Source organism: Salipiger sp. IMCC34102 (assembly GCF_004145405.1).
Lineage (GTDB): Bacteria > Pseudomonadota > Alphaproteobacteria > Rhodobacterales > Rhodobacteraceae > Loktanella.
On sequence record NZ_SELQ01000010.1, the window covers coordinates 1 to 21,579 of the forward strand.

Below are 21,579 nucleotides of genomic sequence, written 5' to 3' on the forward strand. Positions count from 1 at the left end.
ACGGGACCCTCCCTTGGTGTCAGCCGGAGCTATCCGGGCCGCCGTGGCGCGCCGCGATCCGGTCGAGGAGGGCCTGCAGGACGGGCAGGGCGGTGGCGTGGTAGATCTCGCCTTGCGTGTTGATCGCGTCGCCGAAGACTGCCTTCGGCACGATCGCGCCGGGGTGTGCCTCGCGCATGTGGCGGTGGCACGCACTCTCGTCGCGCACCGCGAGATTGCCGGAGGCCATCTGCACCACCCGCAGGACCTCGGTGCGGACCGCCCGGTCGATCCCGAGCTGGTGCCGCAGCCGCTTCGCGGGCCGGGCGCTGTAGCCCAGCTTCACCACCGGCAGGCCGGCGAGGTCGATGCGGAAGAGGTAGACGAAGGACGGCTGCCCGGACCAGTCGGTGCCGCAGCCGCCGCAGGAGCAGTCCCCCCAGGCCATGTTGCCGATGCTGATGTCCTGCCCGTGCCCGCAGCCGTGCCGGTAGCGGCGGTAGCCGCTGCGGCCGCTGGTGGCCGGCCCGACAAGCGTCCACCCGAAAGCACGGGCCTCATCGGCATAGCGCACCTCGCGGCAGGTCTCGCAGTCGATGGCATGGCCACCCGCGGCAGCGGTGGTCATGCGATGAAACTGACGCCGCACGGTGTGGCCGCAGGACAGCCGGTAGTGCCCGTAGTGCCGGTCGCGGGGATCGGGCCCGAGCAACTCGGCGCCGAGGGTCGCGGCGTCAGCCTCCCGCCGGTCCCGGATGCAGGCACGGCACGGCGCGGTGTGGTCACGGAACACGTTGATGCGCGTGAGCGAGAGGGTCTCGCAGCTGCGGCAGCGCAGAACACCGTGGTAGCGGTCCCGGGCGCGGCCGAGCAGGTCGAAACCGTCGTCTGCGGCGCCCTCGATCCAAGACGGCTTGAGAGGCATGGGAAGGGCGGGGTGGACGAGCCCGTCGATGACAAAGTGGTTAGGAAGATCGTTCATGGGAACGCTCCTTTCGAAGAGAGATGAACCTGGACAAAGATCGACCGGGGACACCCGGAAAGGTTCGGGTGCCAATACGGTCAGGCAGAGAAGGAAGGAGAGGAAAGACCGGGCGGGTTCAGAGACCCCAGTCGGTCCAAGGCTCTTCCTGGCCGGTGCGCGCGGTGTGATCCGCAAGCGCGATCCATATCATCTCTTCGAGCAGGTCGGCCGCGGCATGCAGCGGCTCTGCCAGGATACGCTCACCCGGCAGCGGGCTGCGCGCGCAGACCTGCGCACGGTGGCGAATGCCGCCCCCGCGCTGTGACAGCCGCGCAAGATCGTCGCCGTCGTCCTCGAACAGGAGCAGGAACACCCAGGCGGCTTCGGAGAGGTCCGACGGCGCATTCCTACCAAAGCGGAACGCCCAGAAGGCCTCGTCCGCCCGGGCCCAGGCGTCCGCGGCCGCATCCGCGAACCGCATCACGGAAGGGTCGGACCCCAGCGTCTCGACGGCCGCCTCGGCTTCGATGGCAGCACGGGTGAGATGGAGGCAGGCAGCGAAAGCCGCGAATGCGCGGGCAAGCTCCGGCGACGGATGCGGGGAGGGGGCTCCCGGAGCACCGACAGGCGTGATGGAAGGGGTGTTGGACACGCCGACAGGCGTGTTAGAGGCAGTGTTAGACATCGAGATCTCCTTAGGATCTAGGTGTTCAGTATGGGTGCGAGAGCTGCAACTCTTGCATCCATACGTATGCCATGGTTAGATAGCGCTGTCAATCCATGGAGCAGAAAATGTCAAAAAAGGGCCGACCAGTTGTCGATACACTGGCTATAAACGTCCGTATGCTAAAAAAAACCGTCGATCGTATCGATGACGCCAGGAGAGAAATTGCAGACCTTCCGAACCGACCCGAAATGGTGCGCCGCATGGTGGAAGAGTGGCTAGACCAGAACGGGTTTCCTATAGAAGACGAGTAATCCTGGCAGCAGCGAAGGGGCGTTCTTTACGGTATCTACTATACGAAGATAGTCCCGAATTATTAGTAAAAACGTTCAACAAGTAAAAACTAAGACAGCGCGGACCTCGATTGATCGTCAAGCATGAAAGCTACGTCTCAATCTTGCCGTCCGAAGCCAAAATTCAAGTCTTCGCCTAGCCAGTGGTCAGTATCTCAAGCTCTTGCTCGGAACTCGCTATTGAATTTGGCACAAGCGCCACAAGCAGACATCTAGTAACCAAATCTTAAGATTTTACCGGGTAAAGTGTCTAAGAACCGGAGGACACTAAATGGCCGATGAACAGACGCGTATAGCTGACCTTGAAGTTGCTCTCGCCGAGTATGCTCAAAGGTATGGGCTGACAGAAAAGGCACGTGGACTGTTAATGGGCCCTGTTGCACAAAACAGGTGAAGAGTTCATCTTATGGATCCACCGTGGTAGCTGACAGGCGTGAGCAAACCCGCCCCCACGACCTAAAAAACGATGAATTGGCTGGCCTGTATCGAGGCACTTAAAACGCCGGAGTTCGCGGACAATTTGGCTCGACCCCAAGATGAAGTCGAAGGCTGCATCCACCGGCAAACGCAGCCGCCAGCAGACCTATAGCGATGCCGCCGTTCGGACCTATCTCACCATAAAGGTGTTGTTCGGCGTGGCGTTACGCCAGACCACGGCATTTGTGGAAAACCTGTTGAAGCTGGTCGGCCTGGAGTGGAAGGTGCCAGATTTCCGCAGCCTGTTACGTTGCCAGAAGGCTCTCGCCGTGAACATCCCGTATCGCGGCTCCAGAGGCGCGCTGCATCTTCTGGTCGATAGCACGGGTATAAAGGTCGAGGGCGAAGGCAAGTGGCACGCGCGAAAGGATAGCGGCTCGAAACGATACTTGTGGCGCAAGATCCACTTCGGAATTAACGAGCATACGCTGGAGATCCAGGCGGTCTAGTTCACCAGAAACCACATCGGCGATGCGCCAAAGCTGCCCGATTTGCTCAGTCAAATTTTACTTAAGCAGGAGATCGGCAGCGTGACCGCAGACGATGCCCACGACACGCGCAATTGCCGCGATGCTATTGCCAGGTTCCGTGACGAATTGCTGAACGCTGAGGTCTTCCATTCGCTCAGGGAGACCCGGATCCTGATTGAGCGATGGCGCCGCCATTACAACACAGTCAGGCCGCACAGCTCGCTGGGATACCGCCCGCCCTCACCAGAAACATTCGTTCCAATAAACCAAAGACCGACGATGCACTAACAATCAACCCGGACCACTCTATGGGGGCAGTCCACTAACTTTGCACTTACCCAAAATTACTTAGAATGAGGATTATGACAATTCCGACCATTTCGGGATTTTTCTGGCAATGGAGGTTACTTGGCACTGAGTTGGAGCAGCCCGCCGCATTCGAACGGAACGTGGCTCAAACCGGCAGTTCAGGCCGCGCAAGCGCGCGGCAAGATCAGATTCCCGCTCCTGCCCCCGTCTTGCTTACGCCACCGATAATTGGTTCTGACCCCAACTTGCCGTAGCTTCAGCACGATATCCTCGGGCTTCCCTCATTTGCCTGTCATCTCGTTGCCCTCCTGAAAACGGGACAAGTGTATTCAAAAGGTGAACCACTCCGGCGGGGGCATTCCATCAAGACACCTTCAAAAGTGCCGCTATGTAGCCGTAGCAGAATGCGAAAGCGAGGCCTTCAGGGTCTCGCCCGTCGATCGTTGGCGCATGATCAGGCATGATCATGTGCTCGTAGTTCGTATCCCTCAGAACTTTGATGACGGCCGGAAAATCGATATCGCCTTCGTCCGGAAAGACCTCCATGAACGACAATTTGCGTCCCCGAATGTTACGCAGATGGATGTTGTTGATTTTTCCGCGCTCGGCGAAGCGGCGGGTGATGTCGGGAACTTCACTCACATCGTCCAGCATTTCGGCCAAGGTTCCGATGCAAAAGTTCAACCCGTGGACCGGACTTTCATGCATCGAGACGAATTTTTCCATCCCCGCGACCGTGCCCAAGATCCGGGTTACCCCCTTGTAGCCCGGTGGCGTGTAAGGGTCGTGTGGGTGGCAGGCTAGGCGGACGCCTGCGGCTTCGGCCACGGGAACGATACGCCCCAAGAAATGGTCAACCCGGTCCCAAATGTCGTCTTCCTCCAGTTCGCCCAAGGGACCGGGTTCGTTCTGATCCATCAAGTCCCAGCGGAAGGTCGAACAGCGCGCCCCGCCACGACCGAGCTCGACCGGACTGCGCGGGATTCCGATGTAGTTGAAGTTGTATTTGACCGCCGGGATGCCCGCTTCGGCGCAGGCGACGATCAACCTGCAGATCCCGTCGATCTGGCGGTCCCGGTCCGGTCCCGCCGACAGCACGTCCGGGCACAGTGCTTTCTCCAGCGGCACCGACGGCAGGGGCAGCTCAATCATGTCAAGCGTTAGGCCAAAGCTTTCGACGTGTTCGCGATGCCGGATCAGCGCGTCGCGTGACCAGTCCGTCCAGACCCCTTCGGGGTCGGCACAGATCGTTTCGACTCCAAGCTGTTTCATGACGCGAAAGTCGTCATCGTCGCGGGCGGGGAGTTGTGTTCCAAGCTTCATGGGCCGGTCCTATCATATCCTAATTCAAAAGATCCACGTTATTCATAGTATGATTTATCGGACACGTCCACCGAGAGGTCTTCTGCCTGGCGCGCTAGTTTGCGGTATCGCAGGCGCGAGCTTTCGAGGTGTTCTCGCATGGCGGCATGGGCTACCTGGGGGTCGCCTCGTCCGATTGCGTTTGAGATGATCTCGTGTTCGGCGAGGACCGAAGCGAGGTACTCTTTTGACTGCGCCTGTGGCTGGTTGGGAAGGTGCGAGCGTGGAATCACCTCCGGTCCGAAGTTCTTGATGGCCTGAACATATAGGGGGCTATGAGCGGCCTCTGCGATGGCCACATGAAATTTGAAATCCGCTTCCGCAGAGGGCTCTCCCTGCTCTACCAAAAAGCAAAGCTGACGATGTCTGACCGTTATTTCATGCTCGTCGGCAGGGCCATGACGCACGGCAGCCAAAGCCGCGGCTTCCGCTTCGAACCCGATACGGAACTCCAGAATCTCCAGCGCGCGAGGGATCGCTGACGCCTCGTCCGGGGTCAGCGTCAGGCGGAATCCATGTCGCCGCTCGGTGACGAAGGCGCCTGCCCCCTGGACGGTGCGCACCAGTCCTTCGGCGCGCAGTTCCGCCACCGCCTCCCGGATTACTGTACGCGAGACCGAGAACTGTTCCATCATCTGCGGCTCTGTCGGAAGTCGGTCGTCGGGCGACAGACGTCCAGAGGCGATGTCGTCGCGGATCTGCTCGACGATCGTGTCGGCAAGGCGCAATTTGCGCGGTCCCGATTTTTTCATTGGCTATCCCTTGCGATTGAGGTTTGACAAACGTCGTCATGTCATCCTATGAATTTACCTTATCGTAGCAGGTTTGCTGCACCCATGGGAGGAGAAACACGATGAATTCCGTAATACGTAACCGAATTGCCAGTGCTCTGGTCACAGCCACGGCCCTGACGGCCGTCGCCTACAGCCCCCCGGCCCTCGCAGACACACCGTCCGATACGCTGGTCTACGGCACATCGCTCGCGCAGGTCATTTCGCTGGATCCGCACCAGGGTCAGGAAGCCACCTCGCTGGAGATCATGGCCAACCTCTACGACCGGCTTGTGACCTCTTCGGCAGACGGCGAACTGAGCCCGCAGCTGGCCGAAAGCTGGGAGATCACGGACGACGCGATCACGTTTCAGCTGCGCGACGATGCCACTTTCGCATCCGGCCGGGCGGTCACCGCCGAGGACGTCGTCTGGTCGTTGACCCGACTCATGACGCTCAATCAGGCGCCGGCGGCGAAGCTTCAGTCGACCGGCTACACCGCCGAGAACATCGTCGACATGCTGCACGTCGTTGACGACACGACGTTCCGCATCGATCTGACGGGCGACGTGGCGGGCGATTTCCTGCTCTACCGTCTGGCAGAGGTGGCCGCCTCGGTCATGGACCGTGAGGTCGCAATGGAAAACGAGGTCGACGGCGACCAAGGCAATGCGTTTCTGCGCACGAACTCCGCCGGGTCCGGCCCCTTCACCTTGCAGCGCTGGTCCCCCAACGAGATCGTCATCATGCAGGCGCGCGAAGATTACTGGGACGGTGCGCCGGAACTGGCCCGCGTCGTTATGCAGCATGCCCCCGAAAGCCAAGTCGAACGCCTGATGCTAGAGCGGGGCGACATCGACATCGCGGGGTCGCTGACCCCCGGCGATATTGCTTACTTCACCGAACAGGACGGCGTCGAGATCGTCGAGGTTCCGACTGGTGGCTTCTATGTGCTGGCCATGAACATGGAGCGCGAGGAACTGGCCAATCCGCAGGTGCGGCAGGCTCTGTTCCGGGCGATAGACTATGCCGGCATCGAGCAGGCGATCCTTGGACCATACGGGACCACGCGCCACATTCCCGTGCCCAGTTCCTACGACAGCGCCATTCCGGATCCCGAAGGATGGACCTATGATCCCGAAGAGGCTCGTCGCCTGTTGGAAGAAGCGGGATATCCCGACGGGTTCGAGGTGACGATCAAGACCATCGCGCAGACCCCGAGGGTCGAGCTTGCGACCGCCGTGCAGGCTGCACTAGCCGACATCGGTATCAGCGCCAGCGTGATCCAGGGGTCAGGCGCGGATATCGTTCCGCAGCACCGGGCGCGCGACTTCGATCTGCTGATCCCGCAGACGGGGGCGTACATGCCGAACGCGATGGGTGCGATGGAGCAGTTCAGCTCCAACCCCGACAACTCGCGCGAGGCCAACAACGCGGGCAACTTCGTTTGGCGCTCCGCCTGGGACATTCCCGGTCTGACCGAGATCACGGCGCAGGCGATGAAGGAGAACGACCCCGAGGTGCGGGCCGAGCTGTTCCGGCAGATGCAGGAGCAGTTCGTGGAGGAGGTCCCCGCGGTCTTCCCGATGTTCGAACGGTTTCTGCCGCTTGCGATCAGCACGCGCGTTCAGGGCTACAAGCCGCACCCGCAACAGGTCGTGCGTCTTGAAGACGTGGCAAAGACCGACTGATCGACCCCAGGGAAGGAGGCACCGACATGCGAAGTTTCACCATGGCTAAGCTGGGAGGGCGACTCCTTCAGTTCGTCCTCAGCCTGCTGGTGCTGGTCACAATCACCTTCGTGATTGGCCGCCTTCTTCCCACCGATCCAGTCGGCGCCGTCGTAGGAGAGCTGGCAAGCCCGGAGGCCTACGCCGCAATGCGCGCTCGACTTGGACTAGACCAGCCGGTTCTGGTCCAGTTCTGGCGCTACCTTGGTCAGATGGTGCAGGGCGATCTGGGCATCGCCGCTCTTACGGGCAACCCGGTGACCGAGGATCTGCGCCGCGCCTTTCCCGCCACGATCGAGCTTGCGACGCTCGCCATCGTGATCTCGTTTATCGTGGGTGTGCCGCTTGGCCTGGCCGCAGCCATCAACCGCGACACGTGGATCGACCATACCGCACGGATCTTCAGCCTCGTGGGCAACTCGATCCCCGTGTTCTGGTTCGGCATCATCGGGCTTTTGATCTTCTACGCCTGGCTGGGCTGGGTCGGCGGCCCCGGGCGGGTCGATATCTACTACGAAGGCCTTGTCGAGACGCGGACCGGCATGATCCTGATCGACAGCCTGCTGGCCGGCGAACACGCGGTCTTCCGCAATGCCCTGTCGCACATCATCCTGCCCGCCGTCATGCTGGCCTATGCCGCCATGGCCTATATCACGCGGATGACGCGGTCCTTCACCCTTGAGCAACTGGGCCAGGACTACGTCATCGCGGCGCGCGCCAAGGGCGTCTCGCCTACGCGGACCCTTTTCTTTCACGTACTCCCCAACATCGCGGTCCAGCTCGTGACCATTCTCGCGATCTCCTACGGCTCGCTTCTTGAGGGGGCCGTTGTAACAGAAATCGTCTTCTCCTGGCCGGGGATCGGTCAGTACATGACGTCGGCGCTCCTGATCGGCGACATTAACGGCGTCCTTGCGGCGACCATCGCCATCGGGATTACGTTCATGGTGCTGAATTTCTTGTCCGACATTGCCTACACGTTTCTAGATCCGCGAACGCAGGAGGCCGATCGATGAGCCATTCGACCCCGACCAAAATGTCAGACGGCGGCGACGTGCCAGCGCGTGGTCTGTCCCGCTTCGCTCGACTGCGGGGGCTGGACAGGGTGCGCAGCTTCGGGTCCAAAATGGCGAAAGAGCCGCTGGGGGTCGTCGGCGTCGTCGTTCTAGCGCTGTTGCTCCTCGTCGCCCTTCTGGCGCCCTGGATCGCGCCCTTCGATCCGAACCGGCAGAACCTGGCCCAAGCGTTGCAGCCCCCGTCCTGGGGTCACATCATGGGGACCGATGAGTTCGGCCGCGACATACTCAGCCGTCTGATCTGGGGCGCGCGGATCACGATGCGCACGGTCCTTTCCGTTTCCGCTATCGTCGGCCCGGTGGGGCTGGTCATTGGCGTTGCCGCAGGCTTTTTCGGAGGCTGGACGGATTCGATCCTGATGCGCTTTACCGACATCGTCCTGTCTTTTCCCGCGCTGGTGCTGGCACTGGCCTTCGCCGCGGCGATGGGGGCGGGGCTCGGCACCGCCGTCATCGCGATCTCTCTGACATCCTGGCCGCCCGTCGCCCGATTGGCCCGTGCAGAAGCGCTGGTGGTGCGCAACACCGATTACGTCGCCGCTGCCCGTCTGTACGGGGCGTCACCGCTGCGGCTTTTGTTCTTCTACGTGACGCCGATGTGCATTCCTTCGGTGCTCGTTCGTCTGACGCTGAACATGGCGGTCATCACGTTGACCGCCGCCAGCTTGGGATTCCTTGGCTTGGGCGCACAGCCGCCGCTGGCGGAATGGGGGGCGATGATCTCATCGGGGCGCAGGTTCATGCTGGATTACTGGTGGGTGCCCGTCATGCCGGGCTTCGCGATCCTAATCACGAGCCTTGCCTTCAACATCACCGGCGATGCGCTGCGCGACATACTCGATCCACGTCACACGAGGGGCTGAACCATGCAGAACGATCAGATCTTGGACGTGTGCAACTTGACCGTCCGCTTTGCGAACGGCGCCGTGCGCGCGGTCGACGGGGTGGACCTTTCGCTGGGTCGCGGAAAGTTGGGCATCGTCGGGGAATCCGGTTCCGGCAAATCCACCGTGGGCCGCGCGTTGATGCGGCTGCTGCCGCCTTTCGCCAGCGTCACGGCCGACCGGCTGAGCTTCGACGGGCAGGACCTGCTGGATTTGTCCGAGCGGCGGATGCACAAGCTGCGCGGCGCGCGCATGTCGCTGATCATGCAGGACCCGCGCTATTCGCTGAATCCGGTCAAGACCATCGGCATTCAGGTCGCCGAAGCCGCACGTTTGCACCTTGGTCACAGGCGCAAAGAAGCGCGGGATGCGGCGGAAGCGATCCTTGAACGGGTCCGGATCCGCGAACCGCGTCGCGTACTCGACGCCTACCCGCATCAGATCTCGGGCGGGATGGGCCAGCGCGTGATGATCGGGATGATGCTGCTGGCTAAGCCCCGGCTGGTCATCGCGGACGAGCCGACGTCGGCGCTGGACGTCAGCGTCCGGGGCGAGGTGCTGGATCTGCTGGACGAGATGGTCGAGCAGGAAGGGGCGGCACTGATCCTAATCAGCCACGACATCCGCATGGTTTCGGCTTTCTGCGAGCGGATCGCGGTCATGTACAAAGGGCGGGTGGTCGAGGAACTGGCCCATCTGGGAGAGGCCGAGCACATCTACACCCGTGGCCTGATCTCGGCGATGCCTGATCCACGCCTTCCGGTCCGCCGTCTGAAGGTACCCGACCGGGCGGCCCTTGCGAAACTGGAATCGGAGGGCGGGATATGATCGAGATCCGCCAACTGGATATTACCTACGGGGAAGGCGAGACCGCCAATCATGTCGTGCGCGGTATCGACCTGTCCATCGGCGAAGGAGAAAGCGTCGGCATCGTGGGCGAGTCGGGCTGCGGCAAGTCCACCGTCCTGCGCTCTCTCGTCGGGCTGGAACGGGGCTGGCGCGGGTCGATCCAGATCGGCGGGCGCGACATGCCACAGGTCCGGCGCATCGCCGATCTTCGGCTGGCGCAGATGGTGTTTCAGGATCCCTTCGGCTCGCTTCACCCGCGCCACCGGATCGGGACGGCCCTGTCCGAGGCCGCGCGCTGCATGGGACTGCGCGCAGACCCCGACCGGATCGCCGCGGCCCTTGAGGAAGTCGGCTTGCCTGCCGGTTTCGCAGACCGCTTTCCTCACGAGTTGTCGGGTGGTCAGCGCCAGCGCGTGGCCATCGCCCGTGCCCTGATCGTCGAGCCTCCGGTAATTCTGCTGGACGAGCCGACCTCGGCACTGGACGTCAGCGTGCAGGCCGAGATCCTGAACCTACTCTCGGACCGCCGCGAAGAGCGCGGGCTGACCTATCTCTTCGTCACCCATGACCTGTCGGTGGTATCGCACATGTGCGACCGCATTCTGGTGATGGAGAAGGGCGTCTTTTCGGAGGAGCTGACGGCCGATGATATCGGGGCCGCCCGCGCCACCACCCCTTACGCCCAGCATCTGATCGACGCGAGCCTGCTCGGTCACGATACCAACCCCTGAAGGAGCCGATCATGGACCCGCAATATCTCAAGTCAGCGCTCGGAGCCGGGCTTCTTTCGTTTCCGGTGACCCCGTTCGACGCAGATCTGCGCTTTGCCGCCGAACCCTACCGCCGCCACATCTCTTGGCTCAATGACTACGACGCGAGCGTCCTCTTCGCCGCTGGCGGCACGGGAGAACTGTTTTCCCTGACCCCAGGCGAGGTTCCGCAGATTGTCGGTGCCGCGAAGGAGGCAGCGGGGACCACCCCGATCGTCGGAGGAACGGCTTGGGGAACCGCGACCGCGGTCGAGACCGCCAGACAGATCGAGGCCGCGGGCGGCGACGGCGTGCTGGTCCTGCCGCATTACCTAATTGAGGCGCCACAGGAGGGCCTGTTCGCGCATGCCAAGGCGATCTGCGACGCGGTGGGTATTGGTGTGATCATCTACAACCGCGACAATGCCATCTACCGTCCGGAAACCATCGCGCGCCTGGCCGAAGCCTGCCCGAACCTTGTTGGCTTCAAGGATGGCTCTGGCGACATCGGGCTCGTCCGGCAGATCACCTGCGAGTTGGGCGACCGGCTGACTTACGTGGGTGGAATGCCCACGGCCGAGTTGTTCGCACAGGCCTACCTGAGTGCGGGTTTCACGACTTATTCCTCGGCCACCTTCAACTTCGTGCCGGAGTTGGCGCAGCGCTTCTACAAGGCGTTGCGGAGCGGGGATTCAGCCCAGTGCGAAAAGCTTCTGACGAATTTCTACTATCCATTCATGCAGATCCGGGACCGGAAAACGGGATATGCCGTCTCGGCTATCAAGGCGGGCGTGCGGCTACGCGGGATCAAAGCCGGGGCCGTCCGGCCGCCCCTGACCGATCTGACCGCAGAGGAAGAGCGGATGCTGGAACGTCTCATGGCGCTCGACATGGCCAAGGCTGCATGAGGGTCGGTAAGTCGGCAGCGCCCGGGTTTTGGATGGACGACCCGAAGCACCGGGCATTCCTGAAGCACGACGCCCGGGCGCATTTCGAGTTTTTCCGCGCGAGTCTGTGTCCCGGTGGTCGGATTGCCGTTCTGGACGCGGCAGGCGTGCCGCTGAAGGATACCTTGCAGGAACTGCATACGGCCGCACGATTGGTTCATTCCTATGCTCTTGGCCAGCTTGCCGGGGTGGCCGGTGCCGACGGCATCGTGGACGCCGGACTCCGTGCCTTGTTCATGACCCACCGCGATACCGAATACGGTGGCTATCTGTGGGCCGTGCGCGACGGTTCTGTCATTGACGGAACCAAGTTGGCCTATGGTCATGTCTTCGTGCTTCTGGCCGCCTCCTCCGCCCGGATCGCGGGGCATGAGGCCGCAAAGGCGCTGTTCGACGACGTCGCAGATGTGATCGAAACCCGGTTCTGGGACGAGAGCGCGGGCTTGCTGCGTGACGAGTTCAACCGCGACTGGACGCCGTTTTCGACCTATCGCGGCATGAACGCGAACATGCACGGCGTCGAAGCGATGCTGACCGCCTATGAGGCCACTGGAGATACGCTTTGGCGCGACCGGGCGGGTCGAATTCTGGAATTCCTGACCGGTCGCATCGCTCCGATCCACGATTGGCGGCTTCCCGAACACTACCACGAGGACTGGAGTGTCGATGACAGCTACGATGGCAACCCAATGTTCCGACCGGCGGGAACGACACCGGGCCATTCGTTCGAACTTGCCCGCCTGGTGCTTCAGCATTGGGACTTGTGCGGTCGCCCCTCAGGCTCTGCCGTTGCAACCGCTCGTCACCTGGTGGACCGCGCGCTATCGGATGCCTGGCGCCCGGATGGCGGCTTCGTCTACACATTGAACCACGGAGGCGCCGTGGCGATCGCCGACCGTTACTGGTGGCCGGTGACGGAAGCGATCGGAGCCTTGGCGACGCTGCTCAAGATCGATCACACACTTGGTGACGAGGAATGGTATCGCCGTTTGTGGGTCTTTGCGGAAGCGCGATTTATCGACACCGAACGTGGGGGCTGGTTTCCCGAAATCGATTCAGAGGGAGAGAGAACCGAAACTCAGTTCACCGGTAAGCCGGACATCTATCACAGCCTGCAGGCCGATCTGATCCCGCTTGTCCCGAGTGTTTCGAAGATGTGGAACAAACTCGGCGGCTCGTTGAGCGACACGCAAGGTTCGAGGTCATGATTCAAGCGCCGCCCCAGATCAAGATCCGCTTCGGAATTTGCGAGACCCGAAGGCGGAAGAGTGGATGCGCCGGGGGTACTGTCGTCGCAATGCGGCGGACCTTCGACATCGCCCGCAACATGGTCGTGAACCGGGACTGACCTGTTCGGACCGGCACGTATCTTCCAGAAAGGACCACGATGACTGACTTGACAGGCAAACACCTCATCGCTGGGGACTGGGTCCCGGGCGAGGCGACATTCCGCACCGACCCCGCCACTGGCGGACCGGCAGAGATTCACGCAGGGTCCGCCGACCTTGTGGACCGCGCGGCCCAGGCGGCCGAGGAAGCCTTTCATGCCTATGCGGCAAGCGCGCGAGAGGTCCGAGCGGTGTTCCTGACCGCCATCGCCGAAGAACTTGAGGCCCGCGCCGACGAGATCGTGCCCATGGCCATGGCCGAAAGCGCGCTGCCCGAAGGTCGGATCCGCGATATCGAATTGCCGCGCACGGCCAACCAGATGCGGCTATTCGCGGGGCACATCCGCGATGACGCCCACCTCGACCTGCGCCGGGACGCAGGCGGGCCGGACCTGCGGATCGTTCAGCGTCCGATCGGACCAGTCGCGGTTTTCGGCGCTTCGAACTTTCCGCTCGCCTTCTCGACTGCCGGGGGCGACACCGCCGCAGCGCTTGCCGCGGGATGCCCGGTCGTGGTCAAGGCGCACGAGGCCCATGCGGGCACCTGCGAGTTAGTCGCGCGTGGGATCCAGGCCGCCGCTGACCGCAGTGGGATGCCGGCCGGTGTCTTCAACCAGGTGCAGGGCGGCAGTCTCGACGTCGGTCAGGCCTTGGTAGTCCATCCGCTGATCAAGGCGGTCGGTTTTACAGGGTCCTATCGCGGCGGGAAGGCGCTGTTCGACCTTGCCGCCAGCCGGTCGGAGCCGATCCCGGTCTTTGCCGAGATGGGATCGGTCAATCCGATGTTCCTGCTGCCGCGGGCTTTGGCCGGCAAGGGTGCCGATCTGGGGAACGGCTGGGCAGCATCGCTTACCATGGGGGTCGGCCAGTTCTGCACCAACCCCGGGATCGCGGTGCTTCTCAACGGCCCGGATGCGGACGCCTTTCGCGATGCCTGCGCCGCCGCGCTGAAAGCCACCGGCGCGCAGACCATGCTGACCGCCGGTATCGCGCAGGCCTATCGAGACGGGATCGCGACCCTGTCGGCACAGCAGGGTGTGACCGCCCATGTCACATCCGACCCCAAAGGCCGGGACGCGCAACCGGTCCTGTTCGAGACCGACGCCGCGACCTTTCTTGCTAACGACACGCTCTCGCACGAAATCTTCGGGCCGGCCGGCTTGATCGTGCGGGCCGCCTCCATCGACGAGATGGAGCGGATCGCTCGCGCGCTGGAGGGGCAGTTGACCGTTACGCTGCACATGACGCAAGAGGACGCCGACCATGTGCGCCAACTGCTGCCGATCCTAGAGCGCAAGGCGGGACGAATCCTTGCTAACGGATTCCCGACCGGGGTGAAGGTTTCGGACGCAATGGTACATGGCGGCCCCTGGCCGGCCTCGTCGAACTTCGGTGCGACAAGCGTGGGCACCCTGGCCATTCGCCGGTTCCTACGACCCGTGTGTTATCAGGACATTCCGGAGATGTTCTTGGCCGAGACGGCCTGAAGCCCGAACCGCCCCCGCCGTCCCTTCGAATAGGACCGAACCGCGGCAGGCCTCTCTTTCAAAATTCAGAGCGTTCTTAGTGATAGTTATTGTCCTGGCCCAGCAGGACCTAGCGCCGGTCTTGTGTAGAATTGAAAGTGGCTGTTGCACTCATGAGTGTGCAGGCTTCAGCCAGCTCCGGAAACGGTCGTTTTCGACAGCCCGGACGTCGCGACGCGAGATCAAGAATTTCGTGATGCCAGAAACCGCGTGCAAAACCGACGTGGTTTTGGCAGGTTTCAGACCATGTCGCGGGCCGTGATGGAGGGAACGCAAAGATGGATGATGAACCCGTTCTGGTCGACTCCGCCCTATCCCAAGAGATCGAGGTCGATGGTTACGTGTTCGAGATCAACATCTTCCGACTGGGGCACGAGACGTCCTGGACGCTCGAGGTCGTGGATGAAGACAATACGTCTCATGTCTGGGACGACACCTTCGCGTCTGATCTGTCAGCCTTGATGGAGGCACAGAAAGAGCTGCGGTCGATGGGTGCAAAGGCATTCATGGCCGGTGAGGCACCTCCGACCCTGCACTGAGGTAAATGCCTCGCCTTGGAACTACTCGTAGCCCTTCTTGGCCTTCGCCATATGTAGCGCGAAGCGAGCGTCCTTTGCGGCGGCCTCGGTATCGAACCAGTCGGTCCGCAGCTGCCCGGACCCTCCGATCCGTCCCCAGTTGCGCACGAGCCCCCAATCGCCGAAGAGCCCGCGTACGATCTCCAGGCGATAGAACCGGTGCAAGTTAGCGTTGGGTTCTGTCTTGGTGAGATGCATGGCCCCTACCCCCACATCCTCGCGGCAATGTCCTGCTCTTCACGACCGACCGCATCGGCATAGATCGCCGTGGTGCTGAGCTGGGCGTGCCCCATCCACTTCTGCACCATATGCAAGGGCACGCCGCTGATAGTCGCGTTGATCCCAAACCCATGGCGCAGACCCTTGGGACTGCGATGCGGCGCGTCCGGGATTTTGGCTTCGATCATGATGCGTTTGACGATCTGCCAGACCCGCACGCGGCCAATCGGCCAGATCGGGGTCGCAGCCCGCTTGCGGGAGGCTTGCGCCTCGCGGATGCTGTGGGCGGTGTTCAGGGTATCGAGAAACTCGGGTGGGACCGGCACGGTCCGGAATATGATCTTCTGCTGCCCTGCGCCGTCCCGCCGCTTCTTGAGGGAGCGGATTGCAATGGTGCCGCCGGAGAGGTCGATCCTGGCCGGGGTGATCTCCAGCAGCTCGGAGGGACGGCACCCGGTCCAGTGCAGCGTCTCGCACAGGGTTCGGTCGCGCGCGGGCTGGCGTCGGGCGGCGGCGAGGAAGGCGGCTCGCTCCTCGGCGTTCAGATAGAGCCGGTTTCCGGCGGGGTCATGGAGGCGCATTTCGGACATGTTGAACAGTTTACGTGAATACTGTTAAGCGCGGAAGCCTGAACAGGCTTCCTGCCCTGCCCATTTATAGACCTCATGCCGGTCCTGTGGCGCGGGCGCTTAACACTATTATTAATAGTGTTAAGTCCGCTTTCGGCCCATTCCGGACCTTCGACCAGAAGACGCTCGCTGCGCCGCGGCTTCGCCGCAGCGGTCGTTCGCGCAAACATGCAGCGTTGCTCAGCCTCTGGAGATCGACTGAGCGGACGGAGGAAGCTTTCGCAGTTGAAGATCGAAGCTGCCGGAGACGGGCGCGTAGCACTTGCCCTACCATTTTGAAAAGGTCACTATTTAGGAAGTCTTCAAGCAAGCCACAGAGCTTGCTCAATTTTCTGCCCGCCACAGTCCCACGGTGATCCCCGCATGGCCGCAACACTACCGAATGTCCTGCAATATTGGCGGACATCGCTGGCGGATGGTGCGCTTGGCGAAGGGACGTTCCGGACTGCGGATCGAAAGAGATTTCTGGTGCTCCCGAATGACGCGCTCAAGACGGGCAGCCTTCCCAAGCAACTGGTCCAGACCCTATTCTGGGGAAAGGATGCTTCTGGAACAGTATCGGTTCGCTTCTGGCCCCTGGTAACAGCCCGCAAAGCCTCGCATGCCGCGTCGCGCGCCGATGGGATGCCGGAGATTGTCGCCCCCGTGGTCACCGAGGGCTTCGTGGATCGAGCGGGGCAGATAGTTCCGACTCGCAATGCCATTGCGCGCGACTTGCTGACGCCATTGCCCCGGGGTGCCTTCGCCCTTGGATCGGTGGAGGCGCTTGACGATTTTTTGACGACGACGCCCCTTCCCGAGATAACGTCGGCCGAAGGCTGGCAGGACTATCGCCAGCATTGCCGTCAGATGGTCGACGCCTTGGCCCCGGGCTGGCCCTCTCAGGAGACGGAATACTTGCCGACTGGAAGCGGTTTCATCGAGGCATCGGAAGGCGCCGCTGCAACGGTGCGCGGGATGTTGGATCTTTACGACAACCTGCTGGCCAATGAACCGGATACGCCGCTTCTACGCCAAGTTGCGTCGCCTCACCGCGCTGGGAATGCGGTGGATCACAGCATTGAGAAGGAATTCTCTCGACGCCTTGGGCATTCGAACCCGCACTTCCCCTTGGCCGAACAACAACGGCAGGTCCTGGCTTGGCTGGACGTCGCCAAACCGGGCGAGGTTATCGCGGTGAACGGTCCGCCCGGAACCGGCAAGACGACCATGCTGCTCTCCGCTGTGGCAGGGCTATGGGTAAAGGCCGCACTCGAAGGGGGCGAGCCGCCTCTAATCGTCGCGGCCTCGTCTAACAACCAAGCGGTCACCAACATCATTGACGCTTTTGGCAAGGATTTCGCAGCGGGCGACGGTGTGTTTGCCGGGCGTTGGTTGCCGGACATCCAGAGCTTCGGGATGTTCCTGCCGTCGCATTCCCGACGCATGGAGGCCGCGCAGCGCTATCAGACAGAGGCCTTCCAGGCGAATTGTGAATCCGTGGCCTATGTCGATCGCGCGCGGACAGCCTGGCTGGAAGCTGCGTGTCGAGCATTCCCGGATGCAAAGGGCGAAGACGTCGCCGGATTTGTCATGAAGTTGCAAGACCGGATGACCGGGGAAGCCAGCAAGCTCCGAAAGCTCGACACGGCGCTTGACCGCCACAGAATTTGCGCTGCTGCCCTGCGGTCGGAACTGGGAGAAGACCCGGGCGTAGAGCAGGCCAGACGCGCGGATACTCTCCGTGCCGGTCAGGAAGAGGCGGATCGACTGGCCGCCGCACGCGCGGCGCTGGATCACTATCTTGCCTCTGAATCTTGGCTCACCGGTCTTTTCGGGTTCGTTTCTTCGGTCAAGCACAAGCGCGCTTTGAAGGCGCGGCTGGCTGTAGGAGATCGGCTAGACGGGTTGCAGGATATGAACCGTGTCGAGGATATCGAGAGGCGGGTCAGGGACGCCCTGAGACAAGGGCAGCAGAGCCTTGCCTCTGCTAAACGGCTCTTGGCCCGAGCAGAGGACCTGACACAACAGGCCAAGGCAAGCGACCTGGCTTGGCGCGAGGCGGCTGAGGCCTTCGGGGGCTCGGATGACCTCGACGCGCTCGAGCGGCAGGCTGATCTCGGAACCCGTTTTGAGTTGTTCCTTCTCGCGACCCACTACTGGGAAGGACGATGGTTGATGGCGATGGACGCCGATCTTGGCACCATCACCACGTCGCACGAAAAAACCGGGCGAAAGGCCGTCGAACCACGCTGGCAACGTCGCATGATGTTGACGCCCTGCGCCGTGGCCACCTTTGCCAGCCTGCCGGGGAAGCTGTCGTGCAGTCGCTACCACGGCGGCAAGTTCGCTTCCGAAAGCCTATACAATTTCATCGACCTGCTGATCGTCGATGAAGCTGGACAAGTCCTGCCGGAGGTCGCGGGCGCCTCTTTCGCCCTGGCCAAACGCGCGCTGGTTATCGGCGACACGCAGCAGATCGAGCCGATCTCTGCGGTGCCCGGCCCTGTCGATATCGGCAACCTCAAGGACAGCGGGTTGATCGACGGCGAGAAGGTGCCCCATTGCCTGGCCGCGAGCGGCATCCGGTCCACCGACGGCAGCGCCATGCGTCTTGCGCAGCAGGCCTGCAAGATCGCGCCCTGGCCCGAGCTGGATCGCGGGCTCTACCTGTTTGAACATCGCCGTTGCCATGACGAGATCATCGGCTTCAGCAATGCCCTATGCTACAAGGGTAAACTGCGCCCGATGCGCGGCCCCGCACTGGCGGATGCGGCTCTTCCCGCATTGGGTTACCTACATGTCGAAGGCCGCGCCTTCTCGAATGGTGGCAGCCGCGCCAACCCCGTCGAAGCCCGAACCATCGCCGCGTGGCTGGAGGAAAACCGTGCGCATCTGGAAGGGCATTACAGCGCCCCACTTGAGCATATTGTCGGGGTCGTCACGCCCTTTGGCCAGCAAGTGCGCGCCATTCGGGACGCCTGCACCGCGCGCGGCATCAAAGTGGCCGGTCGTGAAGGCATGACCATCGGCACCGTGCACGCGCTGCAAGGGGCCGAACGGCCGGTGGTGATCTTCTCGCCAGTCTATTCCAAACACGCGGATGGTGGTTTTATCGATGCCTCGCCCAGCATGTTGAACGTGACGGTGTCGCGCGCCAAGGATAGCTGCCTCGTCTTCGGCGATATGGACATCATGGCCACCGCCCGCAGCGGTTCTCCACGCGCATTGCTGTCCGAATTCCTTGCAGCCAAGGGCAAGGCGTTGGATTTTGCCATGGAGCCGCGCGAAGACCTGACCCGCGGCGAAGCGCAGATCGAGATGCTTCAGCACTCTGCCGGGCACGATACCTTCCTCTTGAGTGCACTCAAGGCCAAGGGGCGAAAATACATGATCGTCAGCCCGTGGGTCGTTGTCGGAACGATCGAGCGGTCTGGCCTGTTGGAAGCAATGACGTCCGCTCGCCAGCGCGGGGCAGATATCGACGTCTTTGCAGATCCGCTGCTGAACACCGGCCCAGCGGCAGGTGGGCAGAGCCAAATGGAAGCCGTGGAACGCCAGCTTTCCGCGATCGGTGTCGCAGTTCATCGGGTTCCGAAACTCCACAGCAAGATCGTAACTGTCGACAAGGCGCTTCTCTGTGCCGGATCATTCAACTGGCTTAGCGCGGATCGGAACGGTCAATACGCCCGGCACGAAACCTCGTTTGTCTATCGCGGCCCGCATCTCGAAGACGAAATCAAGACCATCCGGGACGGCCTCGCGCGACGCGCGAAGTAGCAGTCGGCTCACAGCGGTCGTTCGGCTACCCGAAAACGAACGTCCGGACACCGCTATTGGCGCCGACAAAATGGATTTCAATAAGTCGGGTAAGCACGGCACGCCCAAGGCTGAAGTAATCGCTCTACTGCGACAGGTCATTTGAGGGCAACCGCCCGAGCCGCGAGCCGCGAGCCTGTCGTGCATCCACGGATCGTGGCTGGCGAGCACGATGGCGATGCCCTGTTCGCGCAGGTCCGCGAAACCTTCGATGGTCATCGACAATACACTAGACCGGCAGTCTGAAGTGGCGACACCGGACAGCGTTTGGGTAACCGACATCACCTACATCCGCACGCAGGAAGGCTTTGCCTATCTCGCCGTGGTCATCGATCTGTTCTCGCGTCGTGTCGTCGGCTGGTCGATGCAGAGCCGACAGACGACGGATGTGGTGTTGCAAGCGCTGCTCATGGCGACTTGGCGAAGGAAGCCCAAGGGAAAGGTTCTGATCCATTCGGACCAGGGCAGCCAATTCACCAGCATGGATTGGGCGGCGTTCCTGCGGGCCCACAATCTGGAACACTCGATGAGCCGCCGCGGAAACTGCCATGACAACGCGGATGCGGAGAGCTTCTTCAACCTGCTGAAGCGTGAGCGGATCAGGCGACGGACCTACCGAACACGCGAAGAAGCCAGGCGGGATGTGTTCGACTACATCGAGATGTTCTACAACCCTAAGCGAAAGCACGCCCGGAACGGAATGCTGTCGCCCGTCGACTTCGAGCGGCAGCAGAAACTGAGACGCGAAGGCGTCTAAGAAACGCGGGGCTATTCAAACATCCGTGACACAGGGGGAGTGGAGCGGTATCTGAAAAGAGTACCGGCTAAACGAACAGGAGAAACGTCATGAAGTCTGGAAAGATGGGTACGCCGTCAATAATGGACAGTTGGCCCCCGGGCGGCCATGATCCCGCGTTACAATGTCTGCAAAGGCGATACCTACCAAATCTCCATAGTCAAAATATTCCGGGTCTGTTGATGGATCCGTTATTACGTCGGCTTGTCGTTGTATCTTCTTTTGGTGCAGAAAGTGCCGTGCTTCTCCACTATGTCTCAACCATACGACCGGGTATTAAAGTACTTTTCCTTGATACTGGGATGCACTTCTCCGAGACTATCACCTACAGACAGACTCTAGAAAAGAAGTTTGATATCGAGGTTATTGACGTAAAACCAGATACTAATTTGATTGAGAACCATGACCCAGAGGACAATCTATATCGGCGCGATCCGAATGCATGTTGTAACATTCGCAAGACGATCCCTTTGCATGGTGCGCTAGCAGAATTTGATAGTTGGATCACTGGTCGCAAACGATTTCAGAGTTCTACCCGCGCTGCGCTCCCAATAATTGAGCGGGATAGAAAACATATTAAAGTTAATCCGCTTGCACAATGGTCGCCTGAAGATATTCGAGACTATACGCATGCCCATGAACTTCCTGCCCATCCCCTCCAAGCGAAAGGATTTCCTTCGATAGGCTGCGAAACCTGCTCTCGCGCTGTCATCGAGGGTGAGGATCCTCGTGCAGGGAGATGGCCACAAATGCCCGACAAGGTCGAATGCGGCATTCATATCAGCCCTGACGGCAAAATATTGCGCCGCACTAATGGAAAGTGAGGGCGAGAATCGGCGGTGACACGATTGGTCTTCAAAGCGAGTTCTTAGACTGAACCCGTGGGGTAATTCTCTGCGGCTTGCAAATAAAAACTGCGAAGGTGCGCCCAGATATATATCATTAATCTTTGAGCTTGGTTGTTTGCCTGCCTCATTTCAGGCCAATACCACCCAAGACGCCCTGCGAGCGGTCTTCGCACGGTAGTCTTAACACGACGAGGAGATTTGCAGTGAGGTGCCC

Annotated in this window: 17 protein-coding genes and 2 pseudogenes; 13 read left to right on the forward strand and 6 right to left on the reverse strand. The window is 61.4% G+C overall.

The annotated features are described in order from the left end of the window. Positions 1-19: 19 nt before the first annotated feature. Together EU805_RS15515 and EU805_RS15520 are read right to left on the reverse strand one after the other, a co-directional pair. A complete protein-coding gene (locus EU805_RS15515; protein ID WP_129764899.1) occupies positions 20-961 on the reverse strand; it encodes a hypothetical protein in 942 nt (313 codons plus the stop codon). Between the two features lie 118 nt (positions 962-1,079). Next, positions 1,080-1,628 (reverse strand): hypothetical protein, encoded by a 549-nt coding sequence (locus EU805_RS15520; RefSeq protein WP_129764900.1) that lies wholly within the window; start codon positions 1,626-1,628, stop codon positions 1,080-1,082. 798 nt (positions 1,629-2,426) lie between these two features. On the opposite strand from EU805_RS15520, the pseudogene EU805_RS15530 reads away from it, so the two are divergent. Continuing rightward, positions 2,427-3,195: pseudogene (locus EU805_RS15530) on the forward strand (IS5 family transposase). A gap of 384 nt (positions 3,196-3,579) precedes the next feature. Here the strand turns inward: EU805_RS15530 and EU805_RS15540 are convergent. Together EU805_RS15540 and EU805_RS15545 are read right to left on the reverse strand one after the other, a co-directional pair. Next, complete coding sequence (locus EU805_RS15540; protein WP_129764903.1) at positions 3,580-4,539, reverse strand: mannonate dehydratase; 960 nt, start codon at positions 4,537-4,539, stop codon at positions 3,580-3,582. Positions 4,540-4,577: 38 nt separating this feature from the next. Further along, on the reverse strand, positions 4,578-5,330 hold the full coding sequence (locus EU805_RS15545) for a FadR/GntR family transcriptional regulator (RefSeq protein WP_129764904.1): 753 nt from the start codon (positions 5,328-5,330) through the stop codon (positions 4,578-4,580). Positions 5,331-5,431: 101 nt separating this feature from the next. Here EU805_RS15545 and EU805_RS15550 point away from each other — a divergent pair, with 101 nt between their 5' ends. The 9 genes from EU805_RS15550 (at position 5,432) to EU805_RS15590 (ending at position 15,036) form a co-directional block, all read left to right on the forward strand. Then, on the forward strand, positions 5,432-7,039 hold the full coding sequence (locus EU805_RS15550; RefSeq protein WP_129764905.1) for an ABC transporter substrate-binding protein: 1,608 nt from the start codon (positions 5,432-5,434) through the stop codon (positions 7,037-7,039). Between the two features lie 26 nt (positions 7,040-7,065). Continuing rightward, positions 7,066-8,094, forward strand: a complete 1,029-nt coding sequence (locus EU805_RS15555; RefSeq protein WP_129764906.1) for an ABC transporter permease — start codon at positions 7,066-7,068, stop codon at positions 8,092-8,094. 110 nt (positions 8,095-8,204) lie between these two features. Next, on the forward strand, positions 8,205-9,017 hold the full coding sequence (locus EU805_RS15560) for an ABC transporter permease (protein ID WP_242494202.1): 813 nt from the start codon (positions 8,205-8,207) through the stop codon (positions 9,015-9,017). Positions 9,018-9,020: 3 nt separating this feature from the next. Next, on the forward strand, positions 9,021-9,866 hold the full coding sequence (locus EU805_RS15565) for an ABC transporter ATP-binding protein (RefSeq protein ID WP_129764907.1): 846 nt from the start codon (positions 9,021-9,023) through the stop codon (positions 9,864-9,866). Next, complete coding sequence (locus EU805_RS15570) at positions 9,863-10,618, forward strand: ABC transporter ATP-binding protein (protein WP_129764908.1); 756 nt, start codon at positions 9,863-9,865, stop codon at positions 10,616-10,618. The genes EU805_RS15565 and EU805_RS15570 overlap by 4 nt, the downstream gene beginning before the upstream one ends. Before the next feature lie 11 nt (positions 10,619-10,629). Continuing rightward, the gene (kdgD, locus tag EU805_RS15575; RefSeq protein WP_129764909.1) at positions 10,630-11,544 is read left to right on the forward strand and encodes a 5-dehydro-4-deoxyglucarate dehydratase; all 915 of its coding nucleotides are present in this window, start codon (positions 10,630-10,632) and stop codon (positions 11,542-11,544) included. Between the two features lie 32 nt (positions 11,545-11,576). Next, positions 11,577-12,791 carry an AGE family epimerase/isomerase gene (locus EU805_RS15580; RefSeq protein WP_242494197.1) on the forward strand — a complete coding sequence of 405 codons (1,215 nt, stop codon included), beginning with the start codon at positions 11,577-11,579 and terminating at the stop codon, positions 12,789-12,791. Positions 12,792-12,970: 179 nt separating this feature from the next. Continuing rightward, entirely contained in the window at positions 12,971-14,458 is a 1,488-nt protein-coding gene (locus EU805_RS15585; protein WP_129764911.1) for an aldehyde dehydrogenase (NADP(+)), read from the forward strand. A gap of 317 nt (positions 14,459-14,775) precedes the next feature. Beyond that, positions 14,776-15,036, forward strand: coding sequence for a hypothetical protein (locus EU805_RS15590; protein WP_129764912.1), 261 nt, complete (start codon positions 14,776-14,778; stop codon positions 15,034-15,036). A 21-nt stretch (positions 15,037-15,057) separates the two neighbouring features. On the opposite strand, the gene EU805_RS15595 is transcribed toward EU805_RS15590, so the two are convergent. Together EU805_RS15595 and EU805_RS15600 are read right to left on the reverse strand one after the other, a co-directional pair. Further along, on the reverse strand, positions 15,058-15,273 hold the full coding sequence (locus EU805_RS15595) for a WGR domain-containing protein (protein ID WP_242494198.1): 216 nt from the start codon (positions 15,271-15,273) through the stop codon (positions 15,058-15,060). A gap of 5 nt (positions 15,274-15,278) precedes the next feature. Further along, the gene (locus EU805_RS15600; protein ID WP_129764914.1) at positions 15,279-15,884 is read right to left on the reverse strand and encodes a site-specific integrase; all 606 of its coding nucleotides are present in this window, start codon (positions 15,882-15,884) and stop codon (positions 15,279-15,281) included. Between the two features lie 402 nt (positions 15,885-16,286). Between EU805_RS15600 and EU805_RS15605 the strand changes: the two genes are divergently transcribed. The 3 genes and pseudogenes from EU805_RS15605 to EU805_RS15615 all read left to right on the forward strand — a co-directional run bounded on the left by EU805_RS15605 (position 16,287) and on the right by EU805_RS15615 (position 21,341). Next, entirely contained in the window at positions 16,287-19,682 is a 3,396-nt protein-coding gene (locus EU805_RS15605; RefSeq protein WP_129764915.1) for an AAA domain-containing protein, read from the forward strand. Between the two features lie 241 nt (positions 19,683-19,923). Further along, positions 19,924-20,478, forward strand: a pseudogene (locus EU805_RS15610) (IS3 family transposase); the annotation flags it as partial. Between the two features lie 89 nt (positions 20,479-20,567). Beyond that, the gene (locus EU805_RS15615; protein WP_242494199.1) at positions 20,568-21,341 is read left to right on the forward strand and encodes a phosphoadenylyl-sulfate reductase; all 774 of its coding nucleotides are present in this window, start codon (positions 20,568-20,570) and stop codon (positions 21,339-21,341) included. The last annotated feature ends 238 nt before the right edge of the window (positions 21,342-21,579 follow it).